This is a genomic window from Mastigocladopsis repens PCC 10914 (assembly GCF_000315565.1).
GTDB classification, from domain to species: domain Bacteria; phylum Cyanobacteriota; class Cyanobacteriia; order Cyanobacteriales; family Nostocaceae; genus Mastigocladopsis; species Mastigocladopsis repens.
Genome location: NZ_JH992901.1, coordinates 5,215,352 through 5,227,192 on the forward strand (window position 1 = coordinate 5,215,352; position 11,841 = coordinate 5,227,192).

The window sequence follows — 11,841 nt, forward strand, 5'->3', positions numbered from 1 at the left end:
TTTCCAGGGTAGGCAATTAAAGCCATTTGATGAGATTAGATTGGTCTTTTAAAGTTTGTCTCTCTATCAAGGCTTCACCTCTTTGGTGATCCATTTCTCAACATTTTTAGGTTGATAATTCGCCAATAAATCCAGTAAATTTTCTGGTTCGGATGCTTCCAATACTAGAGAACGGTGGATAGGACGTAAAAATTCTTCAGTGACAGCCTGGTCGAAAAATTTTAGCACAGGGTCGTAATAACCCTTGACATTAAACAGAGCGAAAGGCTTTTGGTGTAACCCTAATTGTGCCCAAGTCAGAATTTCGCAAAACTCCTCCAGCGTTCCGTATCCTCCAGGAAGTGCTACAAAAGCATCAGACAATTGCGCCATCATGGTTTTGCGTTCGTGCATGGATTGGACAATGTGGAGTTGCGTCAGTCCAGTGTGAGCAATTTCCTGAGCAACCAGAAAATCTGGAATCACCCCAATCACCTCACCACCAGCTGCTAAAGTGGCATCAGCAATTGTACCCATTAGCCCAACATTACCACCCCCATACACCAAACCCAACTTCCGTCGTGTTAATGCTTCGCCCAATGCTTGAGCAGCTTGTTTATAAGCTGGTTGTACACCCATGCTAGAACCGCAAAACACGCAGACGTACTTCATCTTGTTTCCACGAGAGACCCCGCCTTCAGCGAAGCAAGGCGGGGAGGGATAGTGGGTCAAACCGACTCCTTCAACGGGAGGAGGTTTGACAATCTCCGAGTTGACAGCACGATTAACCCCGTGCTTCGCTGTATCAATCGGACTTTCTTAGCAGTGAATTGTCCAAGACGCTTCCAGGACGCATCACTTACAGAAACTTGTTTTTCGGTATCGCCACTCACCCATCCACAAAAAGTTTTAGCTCCTTGGGTGGCTTCGACGTAATCACCTTTCCGAAATCCGTGACGAGTTACGGTCCCGCCATACTTGCGCCTCACTCCGCCTTTTGCCGGAACCATGAGGTGTAGTTGACGACTTGAAACAGGTGGGCGCTTAACAATAACAAATTGGGAGGGAGTGATATTGATTTGACCTTTCCAACCCATACCGTTAATTGACGTTATTCCGTACTTAACCCAACGGCTAGCCGCAATTGTGACACCATCTACTGCGTGAGTTTCTGGTGTTTGGCGTGACTTGTCTTGTTTGTCTTTGGGCAATCCTAACTGTTTACGCAAGTTAGAAGTTTCCCACCCCTGAATAGTTGACGGCTCAATACTGAATTGCTTTTCTACTTGTTTACGTAACCATAATTGCCCAACCATGACAGGGCTAAATCCTTTGTCCCCTCGTGCCATAACACGTTCAACAATGATGCCTTGAACTGGATAAAGCTTGACTATTTCGCTCAATACCCGTAGTTCAAGCGTTTTGTTAGCACGAATACTAGGAGGAACTTTCTTTTGTTTGCGGTTATCAAATCGTGCTTGACGATGAGCGCGTTGAATATATGGCAACTTGCGGTTGATGCGTCTCCCTCTACGACCACGTCGCATCATCGCTCTTTGCTCCATTCTGTCTTTTACGGTTTTGAATGGTAAGACAAGGTGCAACATCAGCAACGTGAATCTGGAAGATTGGACGCCAACCCCAGAGTAAAGCTTGCCAGGGTCTAGTCCAATAACAATAGGTTGAGTCTTGGTATTGCTTGGTTCAACGGTTAACTGTACGTAGAATACGCCTAGCTTTGACCATTTTTTGATTGCTTTACTATCCTTTATCCAACGTCTAGCACGACTAGGAGTCGTAGGCATGAGTGGTTTGCCACCTTTTGAAATTACCGGAATTCGCATTTAAGATAATTCTCCTTTCAGAGTTGATGTCCCCTCGCCCAACTAACTACAGATGTCTTGGCAAGGGCCCGACGACCTAACAAAAGGTCTTAAAGTATTTCCAAACTGGGGAAGTATTTGGAAGTTTTAACCGCAGTTAGTCTCAGTGGGCTATTCAACACTTGCGTTGCTAAGTTTGTTCTTAGCAATCCCCGTCCTCAGCCGTTAGGCAGGGCGGGGTAGTTGAATCAGTTTGCCTCTTAAAATAAGTAGCTTAATTAAATAAAAACTCGCGCGTTAGAGCTTTAGCCCTTTAAAATCTTATACAGAGCGATAAATCGCTCACTACAAACAAAAGTTTTATCTCACCTTTTCCGTCAATTGACAGATTAATTCCTTTGAGACCATAAACATAATTTACGGTGTAAAACATTAAACACAAAAACCCATGACTGACGAGTTGAACAAAGGCGATAAGGTTAAATGGAATACATCGCAAGGAGAAACGACTGGTAAGGTGGAAAAGAAACTCACCTCAGCCACAGATATCAAAGGACATCACGTTGCAGCCTCAGAAGATAACCCTGAGTACTTGGTTAAAAGTGACAAAACTGGGAAACAAGCAGCCCACAAACCTGATGCTCTTGAGAAAATCGAGGACAACAGTAAATAGTTTATTTTATTTTTACCGCAAAACAGTTAAAACCGCCTTAATTAAGGAATAAAACACCCCCTATTCCATCACTTCTCCTCTCCCTCTCTCCCCAGGGGTCGATGTTGGTGGTACGCTCTTTTTATAGGGTCTTAAGTAGTGTTGCTTACTGTTAGGAGGTTATACTTATGTATCTTTTCATGGAAGCAGCAGCGCAAGCAGCCAAAGAACCATACCAATTTCCTTGGGCTTTCACATCTGTGTATGTTATTGGCTTTATTGCTGCTGTCACAATTGGCTCAATTGCTTGGTACAACTCTAAGCGCCCTGTCGGTTGGGAAGATAAAGACCGTCCTGACTTTGTGCCTAAAGTTGACAAAGATGAGACTCCAGGACTGGGTGAGCCGAAATCTTAGATAGTCCTGAGTTGTGAGTGCTGAGGAGATAGCGCCGTTAGCAGGTTTCCCTTGTTGCGGCTTTGACGTCGCTGAGTATCATAGCTTCTGTTTTTTTAGTTTGATAACAAAAAAATAAGTGGCACAAAGACAAGACCTACTCAGGAACGCCTGTCGCATACCACTTGCTATCTCCTTCGGACCTTACAACTTCTTTGGGCAACGCAGTCGCTCTTCAAGTTCGGAAACCTCCCCAGGCAAAAAGCTCCTCATTGCTCAGAACGCAGGTATGTGTTGGACTTATGCCTCAAAACTCAGAGCTTTTTTAGTTCTGAACCTCAACCCAACGACGGTAAAGCTTTTGAATTTGTTTGAGAATGCCATTATACCCAGGTTCGGTTGAATCATTTGTGCCTGACAATTGTTGTAATTTTGTTAGCAGTCTTGCTTCTTCTGTTGCCACTTCACCATCACTGTAAATTAAGCCGCTGATGGCTTCAATCAGGTTTTGGCAATCTTCTGTACTAGGGCGATCGCCTAAATATTCCTTCACCCACTCGTAAAACTGTTCTGGCTGCACAGCAACCAATTCATACAGCAAAGGCTGTATTTCTGGCTCGTTAGCTACACCCTTTTCTTGAGCGATTTTGCGAAGATATTCTCTCTCTTCTGGCTGAATTCTGCCATCAATCCAAGCTGCTCCAATTAGGATTTTAACCAAGTTTGTCACATTGGAATTATTAACCATTAATTTTTCCTCAAGGAATTAGGACTTGGGAATTGGTCTTCTTACCTATTTTCCACATTCCCCATTCCCTATTTCCCCTTCACCACAAAAGCTTACAAAAATTGAAGCAGAAAGCCCACCAGCTACATCCGGAACAATACGACATGAGGCTGACGGCAGCAATACCAGCTGCCGTCAGCCTGATAGTGTGTCAGTGGTAACACACACTCGTGAAGCGATGGCGATCGCATTTATTGTTAGACGCGATCAATTTTAGTGTGCAGGTACTTTCGGGAAGCAAACTATTTTTATTTGCTGGACACAACCGCTGGTCTAGGCTGAACCAAGAAGCGTTTTTCATATATTTGAACCACAATCTTTGGTAGGGGCGAATAGCCGTTCGCCCTTACAGTGTGGTCTATTTACCCGAAAATTGCTGTAAGCGCACCATAAAAAAGCCATCCATGTTCTGTTGGTGTGGCAAGACTTTAATCCATCCTTGTGGGGTGGAGTATGCACTAGCAGGGGAATCAACACTAGGAGGCTCAATTTCCCAATTTGGATTCTCAGCTAGAAAAGACGAAACCACTTCTTCATTCTCTTTTGGATGCAGGGTACAGGTGGAATAAACGAGTATACCACCAGGCTTGACAAAAGACGATGTCTGTGATAATAATTCTTTCTGAAGCACAGAGAGTTCTTCCACAGTTTCTGGTGTCTGTCGCCAACGAGCATCAGCATGGCGGTGCAAAGTACCCAAACCGGAGCATGGAGCATCCACCAGTACGCGGTGAGCAGTGTTTTGATAGGGCAAATTCCGGCTGTCACCAGTGGAAATTTCAATGGATTTTAACTTCAGCCGTTGAGCATTTTTTTGGAGTTTTACTAAACGAGAGGGAGTGCGATCGCACGCTACAATTTTACCTTCATCCCTCATCAACTCTGCAATGTGAGTTGTTTTCCCCCCTGGTGCAGCACAAGCATCAATCACCACCTCACCTGGTTGAGGGTCGAGTAAATGACTGACCAACTGAGCGCTACTATCTTGTACAGTCCACCAACCCTCGTGATAACCAGGTAGATTTTGAATAGAACCAGCGTTACTGATCAATCTTAAAGCTTGCGGTAGGTGAGGAACACGTTGACACAAAACACCAACAGATGTTAAAGCCGCCGCAACTTCTTCTGTAGAGGTGCGAAGGAGGTTGACCCGCAAGTCAATGGCTGGAGTTTTATTCATCCATAAACAGAGTTGTTCTGTTTGTGCTAAACCAAATTGTTCTACCCAAACTTGAATAATCCAGTCAGGAAAGCTGTACAAAATACCCAAGCGTTCCTCTGGGTTTTTTGGTAATTTGAGAGGGTCAGGGTAGGAAGTCTTTTCTCCCCCAACTTTGCTTACTTCTCTGATATACTGCCGCAACAGACCATTGACAAAACCCGTTAGTCCAGAAAAGCCATTTTCTTTAGCGAGTTGAACAGTGGTATTTACAGCAGCACTTTCAGGAATTCGTTCTTGATATCGTAACTGGTATAAGCCCAAATGCAAAATGGTGCGAAGGTCTTTCGGCTGTTGGTGGGATTTCTTTTTACCCAATTGGTCGATTAAGGCGTCAAGGGTACGCTGTCTTCTGGTGCAACCATAGACTAATTCTGTGACTAGGCGGCGGTCAGTATCAGGTAAATTTGCTTTTTGCAGCACTCGGTCTAGGGCAATATCAGCATAAGCGCCCTTGTGAACGTCCCGCAAGGCAATAAAAGCTAGTTGACGGGGAGATAAGCAAATCAAAATATCTTCCAAGAAGCCCTTCGGGCGTCTACAAAATTTAAAATTGAACAAGCCAATGCTAGCAAGTCTCCTGTATCCTAGCGGTTTTGCCGGTGCAATTGAAATGCATGGAACTAATAAGGTGCGCTTACGTGAGGGTAACGCACCTTAGTGTGAGGAAGATTCTTTTTAATGAGAATGAACTTTAAGTTATATTACAAGATTTATCCCATGAATATAGTGTCAACCTTGGGAAGTTCAAACTCACAAGCTCTCGAAGCAGGTTCTACAGTAAATGGAGCAAAAGTTACTAAAGGTAAAAATGTAGGGTTTCGCAATAATTCTTTTGCTAACAAGAATCCAGCAATTGTCCAGGTTTGATATTTTCTGGCTTGTTTGCCAATCAGTCGTCCTTTCTTACCGTCGTAATACTCTGGCCATTCGTCAAGATGCAAGCGTGCTTGGGCAATTTCGATAGCCTTATGTGCAAGCTCCATTCTATTGGTTTTCACAGCAGCTGCCGACAACAACCACAATAAGACTGGCCAACTTCCACCGTTATGATACGACCAGGGTCTATTTTTGGGGTCACATCCAGTGACAATTCTATACTCGTCGTTTTCCAAAGCTGGGAAACAAAGTTTCATGGGCATATCTCCCACCAAGTCATCCCATCGCTCTTCGATGAGATTTATAATTGCTTGTGATTGCTCTTCACTGGCGAGATCTGAGACAATAGCCATCAAATTTCCTAAAGAAAAGAAGCGATTATCTAGCTGTGAAGGTCCAACATTACCAACAAGATAACCACCTTTTCTAGGCAGCCATTTGTCCAATTCATAGTATGGAAGCGAATCTGCATATATGTTGAAGGGATTTGCAGCTGCTTTGCCGTACTCTTCACTCTTGAAGCGATAAATCTTGTTTAACCGATGAAGATCCATCCAATAATGCTGGCGAATATGAGCGCGTAGAAGCGGTAATCGATTATCTATGGCTGTCACCATATCTTCGTTACCTTGACAAATCAACATCTCTCTAGCAGCACGCAATGCTGTAAAAAATAAAGCTTGAATTTCCAGCGGGTGTCCATATATACCCATACGACGGTCAATCATACAAGCGCCGTCTGGAACTAAAAGTGTTGGGTACATATCAAACCGAGTTGCCAAGCACAGTTCCATAATTAATCGGATACCGTTTTGGAATTCAGGTTGATAAGCCAGAGAAAAATCTTTTGAAGCAACTACATAAGCACGCAATAAAATAACCCACCACAAGCAGGAATCAACAGGTGTGACTCGCGCAATAGCGTGTTCACCAAAATCGGGTTCTAGATATTCTTCCTCAGCGTCAGATACAACTTTAAAGCTAGCTGGCATTAAACCCCGACCCGGCTTGTAAGCATTCAATTGCCTTTCTTTAGGCTGTAATTTTAAGGTTTCTTCTAAAAAGTTGCGGACAATATCTGTTCTACCTTTAATGAGAAAAATTAGAGCAGAAGATACAAAATCCCTAACAAAACATTGGTCGTAATTCAGCGCCTCTACCGTTACATCATAAGCAGCTACCGTCCCTACAGGGCGACCTCCATAGTAGAGAATTGAGCTTTCTAGTGCTCTCCATGCTTCTTGTTCTATACTGTCACTCGATACCAAGTCATCTAATTGCATTGCCGGAACAACTCCATTTATCTAGTAGATTGTGGTTTATTTGTAGATGCACCAATGATTAACTTCTGGCTGCTATTCTCATCATAACAATGCTGAATTTATTAAATAGCAAACACAGTCCGCTACAAGATGTTCGCAGCAACTACGGCTCTGGCTGCTCATTTTTCGCGGCTTAATTGAAAGTTATTTTCTTTCTGTTAATTATCTCTTTGTAAATGAAAGCCGTCGTTTTTTTCACATCAAACAGTCACATAAACTCTATTTTTTCATCATTGCTGTTCTGTTTGAACTCCAACAATTTTTGTTTTACCAAACAAATACATATCTCAACTACTATGTAATGTTTGGATATTTTGCAAATGTTATTTAAGTAAAATTACTTAAAACAGCTAGAGATTATTCTGACTATGAATGAAATGATGTGCCCACGCCCATATGATAAGAATTTATAACAAATTTTCACAAGATGCAATACGATTTTTAAATTTTACCTCTCACTTCTTATCAAGCGCTGTGTATTTTACATCAATTTGCTTTGCATGAGATTCTAAAAGTAAAACAGATAAAATAAAGCGCACAAGAGTAGAGGCGAAATACAGGTTTTCCGCCCTCCCTGCCTGAGAGAAAAATTCACAGGCAACACAAGTGAAGAACAAGTAATTTTTGAAACAGCAAAAAATCTTTATAATTTGCCTTGGCAATAGTAACGAAGCAGTTTAGCGAAAGCTAAATCCACTCTTTGTGTAATAGCGTTCGAGACCTATTCGCGATATACCCCATTATTTAGTATTTTCATAGAATGAGAATCCGTTAAACCATTAGGCTGACTGCTTTCTGGAAAAACGAGAAAGTAGTAGCAGCCTTCTGCATACAAAACTGTAACAGTTAGTGATGTGTGAATATAAGTAAGTGTAGACACCCATAAAAGTACACCCTAAAAAAAGATACATACCGCTTTTCTATAATGGCGGCACAACTTGGGTACTTCCTCTACAGGAGAATCCTATTATATTACGTTGATTCAATGTAAATTGTGATTTAAAAGCGGACTTTTAAATCTCAGACTGTTTAGACTGACTAGCCTTCTGACCCTGAGCGAGACTAATTTCATCTCGAATCACATTATGTACCAATTACTACAATGGATGAGAAAGGTTGTAATTGGCTTCACAAAACTCATTATTAGACACACCCACCCTACTAGAACTCTTACTTAAAAATTCTTTATGATTTATTTCATTATTTTTAACTAAAAAAATGAAATAAATTAGTATGCATATATACATAGTAGCCCAAGAAAACTATTTTTGTTCAGTGTTAATCCGTAAATTATTTAAAATTTATTGTAAAATTTCTGTAAAAAATGAGTGTATATACGTAGCTACATTAGCTCTTGTCTATTTCTCCTAAGTTTTTTCTAGATAAGTATAAATAAGCATCACTTCCTTTATGTGAGACGGAAACGCTCAACCAGCAGATGTGGTGTTGCCTGCACTGATTTGGGGTGAGAAAACGGGACATTTACCAACGCTGATCGCACTGTCCATATTTCCTATAAAGCGATTGAGTAAAAAATTGTTCGTTAACGTATCAAATTTAGAGCGTTAACTTTCTGCCGGTACTCTTTATAAGCCTGATTAATTGCTTGCATTGCAGCTTTTGCATTGGTAGAACCGTTTACATCAGGGTGATACCGCCTTGCTAATCTAAGGTAAACACCCTTAACATCCTTTGGAGAAGCAGCTCTATCTACGCCCAAGACTTCCCACCATTGCCCAAACAGCACAGATTCAGGGATGGATTTATCACTACTAAGCATTTGACGCCAAATCTTGATGATACCCCCTTCACCCCCACTCACCAATGTCTTTCCATCAGGACTGAAGGCAACACAACCTCGTCCAGAAAGTTGTTGTAGTAGTTTCCTAGTCCGTAAATTCCAAATATTGATGATACCGTCTGTGCTAACACTGGCGAGGGTTTGACCATCAGGGTTGATGGCAAGGGACACAATCGCCGTCGAGTGTCCAGTCAGAGTGTGAAGCAATTCGCCACTGTGAAGATTCCACAGTTTGATTGTAGTGTCTGTACTACCACTAATTAAAGTTTCACCATCAGGACTAATAACAACTGTATTAACTGCTTCCAAATGTTCAGTAAGAATACGGCTTTGTCCCCAATTGTTTAAATCCCAAAGTCTAATAGTTTGATCGGTACTACCACTGGCAAGGATTTTGCCATTAGGACTGATGACAATAGACAAAACGGTGTCTGAATGTCCATTCAAGGTACGTTTTACTTCTCCTGTGTATCGTCCCCATAGTCTAATACTCTTATCGCCACTGCCACTGGCAAGAATTTTGCCATCAGGGCTGAAGGCAACTGAGTAAACAAAGCCAGTATGACTGTAGGGAGAGTTCAAATAAAAGAATGTACGGAGAAATTTTTTTGTATCTACATACCAATAGCTGATTTTGCGAGCGACACTGCCACTGGCAAGTATCTTACCATCGGGACTGATAGCAACAGATAAAACAGCCTCTTCTTGCCCAGCGAAAGTGTAAAGCCATGTTCCTGTCTTCAAGTTCCACAGCTTAACAGTTGTGTCATTGCTTCCACTAGCTAGAGTTTGACCATCAGGACTGATGGCGATCGCATTTACTGCGGCTGTGTGTCCCTTGAGAGTCTGTACACATCTCCAAGTTTCGGGTAGCTGAGTGTTTAGGGATACTACTTTTGTTTCAATGTTAGGGGCAGAAATTTCAGACTTTACAGATGGGGAGGAGTTTGTTTCAGTTTCTTTGTCTATTTCAGCCTTAAGCATCTGTAACTCATCCTCAACTTCCAAGGCTGCAAATTTTTGGTTGAGGTTTTCACCAGATAAAAATGCCTCTAACTCCATTACTGCTGCGGAATAGGCTTCCATCTGCAAGACTTTTTCTTCCATCCGGTCAAAAACCTGTGCTGGAGTTTCCGCAGTTCCAGACTCGTCCAGTAGCTTGGCAATACCATAAGCAGCGAGTCCAACCACAGCACCAACTGCTGCCATAGGTATTGTCCCAATACCAACAGCTAAACCTATTTTGGGTGCAACTAATCCCATACCGCCGACAACGCTAGAAACACTAGCGCCGCCTATGGCACCAACTCCCAAAGCACCGAAAGCAACAGCATCTCCCTCTGCTATTGCCTTGAAAGCGCCATATACCGCTGCACCAACGACACCGCCAGCACCGACTACAGGCGCCGTCCCAATTCCGACTGCTCCAAATCCTCCCGCTAATCCCATCCCACCTACTGTTGCGGAAATACCAGCTGTCTTTTTTGGTTTATCAGACTTTTGACTATTAGCCTGATGAATCAAATCCCGAATTACGCCACGCACCAGTTTTTGCAGTGGGTTGGGAGGATGTTTTGTCACTATTTTATCTATTATGCTCAAAAATATTACATATAAACTAAATGAGAGAACTGTTGCTCTTGGGGAAGAAACAATGAAATTTTTCTTAGTTTTCTTAAAGCTTGTTTAAAGGTATAAGGTGCGCTCTTCGGTAGCTTTTTAAAACCTTTCGGATAAGGAATGTATTAGTTACATTTCATCCAATTGTTTTCGCAGCGCTTCCAACTCTTGATCAACTACTTGCTCACAAGGTTGTGCTTGTTTTGGCGATGTGGCAAGTCCGTGTACCATTTGCTCTTTCAAAGCTGCCAATTCATCATCAACGTTGCCACTAGATTGCAAAGCGGCGAATTGGCTTTCTAAATCCGCACCAGCCAATTCTGCTGCCGATTGGGCACGAGCTTCTTGCAGCAAGACTTCTTCTTCCATTCGCTCGAAGGCAGCCATCGCACTGCTACTACCCAGCCGCCCAACAGTGTGCAGTTGCGCTTCGGCTTTGGCGGCGGCTATCCGCGCCTTGAGCATTGCCTTTTTCGCCTTTGCTTCAGAAACCTTAGTTTCAAAGGCGAATAGCTTACTCTGGAGGCTATCCACTAGAGCGGTTTGCTCATCCAAGTTAACTTTGAGGGTATTAGCATTCTCAGTAAAAATCTTCTTTTGCTCCAGTGCTTGCCGTGCCAGATTATCATCGCCTTTTTGCACAGCCAGCAAAGCGCGGCGTTGCCACTTTTTCTCTTCAGCTTGGGCTTGTTCGTAGTGTTGCAGAGTGCGTTTTTGAGCCGCTATGACTGGGATTACAGCCTGACGCAACTTGAGCAAGTCTTCCTGCATATCCTCAATAGCCAAGTCTAGCAGCTTTTCTGGGTCAGTTCCTTGTTGAAGTAGTTGATTCAAAGCAGCTATACTAAGCCCAGCGACAGATCCAGCAGCTGCCATAGAAGCCATGCCAACACCAAAGGCTGTTCCCCCTATGGCTACTCCTACACCGCCAATGGCAGCAGAAACACCAGCACCTGCGGCAGATCCAATTGCTGCTGCGCCAGCAGACGAAGCATCCCCCTCTACTATTGCTCTGATAGCTTCATATAAGGCAAGACCAGTTAAGGCACCAGCAGCAGTCAAGGGAACAGCACCAACGCTAAAACCAGCACCTTTTGCCAATATTCCTATTTTGCCAATAGAAGCACCAGCTATGCCTCCTATCGCCGCAAACGCAGTAGCAGTAGCACCTTTATATTTATCTATGTCAATTTCACTATTAATATGGTTTAGTTCAGCCTTAACCATTTGGCTAATGCGGTGAAACAGTTGTTCCATAGCTCTATATTTCCTTTAGCCTGTCAAGCTTTTAAACAGCAATTTGTACCACCGCTAGTTTAGGCTAGTGAACTGTTACAGCTTCGTAAGAATCAATGAACACTTGC

The 11,841-nt window shown here is 42.9% G+C and carries 10 protein-coding genes; 3 read left to right on the plus strand and 7 right to left on the minus strand.

All coding sequences use genetic code 11. The features are described 5' to 3' along the window. Positions 1 to 66: 66 nt before the first annotated feature. Positions 67 to 651 (minus strand): LOG family protein, encoded by a 585-nt coding sequence (locus MAS10914_RS0125190; protein ID WP_026082804.1) that lies wholly within the window; start codon positions 649 to 651, stop codon positions 67 to 69. A 56-nt stretch (positions 652 to 707) separates the two neighbouring features. Continuing rightward, positions 708 to 1,823 (minus strand): RRXRR domain-containing protein, encoded by a 1,116-nt coding sequence (locus MAS10914_RS0125195; RefSeq protein ID WP_017317152.1) that lies wholly within the window; start codon positions 1,821 to 1,823, stop codon positions 708 to 710. A gap of 427 nt (positions 1,824 to 2,250) precedes the next feature. Here MAS10914_RS0125195 and MAS10914_RS0125200 point away from each other — a divergent pair, with 427 nt between their 5' ends. Continuing rightward, a complete protein-coding gene (locus MAS10914_RS0125200) occupies positions 2,251 to 2,475 on the plus strand; it encodes a hypervirulence associated TUDOR domain-containing protein (RefSeq protein WP_017318721.1) in 225 nt (74 codons plus the stop codon). A gap of 167 nt (positions 2,476 to 2,642) precedes the next feature. Continuing rightward, the gene (psb35, locus tag MAS10914_RS0125205) at positions 2,643 to 2,870 is read left to right on the plus strand and encodes a photosystem II assembly protein Psb35 (RefSeq protein ID WP_026082805.1); all 228 of its coding nucleotides are present in this window, start codon (positions 2,643 to 2,645) and stop codon (positions 2,868 to 2,870) included. Between the two features lie 304 nt (positions 2,871 to 3,174). On the opposite strand, the gene MAS10914_RS0125210 is transcribed toward psb35, so the two are convergent. Beyond that, complete coding sequence (locus MAS10914_RS0125210) at positions 3,175 to 3,597, minus strand: tellurite resistance TerB family protein (RefSeq protein WP_017318723.1); 423 nt, start codon at positions 3,595 to 3,597, stop codon at positions 3,175 to 3,177. 25 nt (positions 3,598 to 3,622) lie between these two features. On the opposite strand from MAS10914_RS0125210, the gene MAS10914_RS34645 reads away from it, so the two are divergent. Then, positions 3,623 to 3,853 carry a hypothetical protein gene (locus MAS10914_RS34645; RefSeq protein WP_156818240.1) on the plus strand — a complete coding sequence of 77 codons (231 nt, stop codon included), beginning with the start codon at positions 3,623 to 3,625 and terminating at the stop codon, positions 3,851 to 3,853. Between the two features lie 141 nt (positions 3,854 to 3,994). On the opposite strand, the gene MAS10914_RS0125215 is transcribed toward MAS10914_RS34645, so the two are convergent. The 4 genes from MAS10914_RS0125215 to MAS10914_RS0125230 all read right to left on the minus strand — a co-directional run bounded on the left by MAS10914_RS0125215 (position 3,995) and on the right by MAS10914_RS0125230 (position 11,734). Further along, positions 3,995 to 5,377: a 16S rRNA (cytosine(967)-C(5))-methyltransferase gene (locus tag MAS10914_RS0125215; RefSeq protein WP_026082806.1), complete on the minus strand. Its 1,383-nt coding sequence runs from the start codon at positions 5,375 to 5,377 to the stop codon at positions 3,995 to 3,997. 191 nt (positions 5,378 to 5,568) lie between these two features. After that, on the minus strand, positions 5,569 to 7,017 hold the full coding sequence (locus MAS10914_RS0125220) for a glycoside hydrolase 100 family protein (protein ID WP_017318725.1): 1,449 nt from the start codon (positions 7,015 to 7,017) through the stop codon (positions 5,569 to 5,571). A 1,582-nt stretch (positions 7,018 to 8,599) separates the two neighbouring features. Continuing rightward, a complete protein-coding gene (locus tag MAS10914_RS0125225) occupies positions 8,600 to 10,438 on the minus strand; it encodes a DnaJ domain-containing protein (protein WP_017318726.1) in 1,839 nt (612 codons plus the stop codon). A gap of 168 nt (positions 10,439 to 10,606) precedes the next feature. Further along, complete coding sequence (locus MAS10914_RS0125230; RefSeq protein WP_017318727.1) at positions 10,607 to 11,734, minus strand: PspA/IM30 family protein; 1,128 nt, start codon at positions 11,732 to 11,734, stop codon at positions 10,607 to 10,609. Positions 11,735 to 11,841 lie beyond the last annotated feature (107 nt).

What these genes read in the sequence shown, in the direction of transcription:
- MAS10914_RS0125190 (WP_026082804.1), bottom strand. Translation starts at nt 651, where the DNA reads ATGAAGTACGTCTGCGTGTTTTGCGGTTCTAGCATGGGTGTACAACCA.
- MAS10914_RS0125195 (WP_017317152.1), bottom strand. Translation starts at nt 1,823, where the DNA reads ATGCGAATTCCGGTAATTTCAAAAGGTGGCAAACCACTCATGCCTACG.
- MAS10914_RS0125200 (WP_017318721.1), top strand. Translation starts at nt 2,251, where the DNA reads ATGACTGACGAGTTGAACAAAGGCGATAAGGTTAAATGGAATACATCG.
- psb35 (WP_026082805.1), top strand. Translation starts at nt 2,643, where the DNA reads ATGTATCTTTTCATGGAAGCAGCAGCGCAAGCAGCCAAAGAACCATAC.
- MAS10914_RS0125210 (WP_017318723.1), bottom strand. Translation starts at nt 3,597, where the DNA reads ATGGTTAATAATTCCAATGTGACAAACTTGGTTAAAATCCTAATTGGA.
- MAS10914_RS0125220 (WP_017318725.1), bottom strand. Translation starts at nt 7,017, where the DNA reads ATGCAATTAGATGACTTGGTATCGAGTGACAGTATAGAACAAGAAGCA.
- MAS10914_RS0125230 (WP_017318727.1), bottom strand. Translation starts at nt 11,734, where the DNA reads ATGGAACAACTGTTTCACCGCATTAGCCAAATGGTTAAGGCTGAACTA.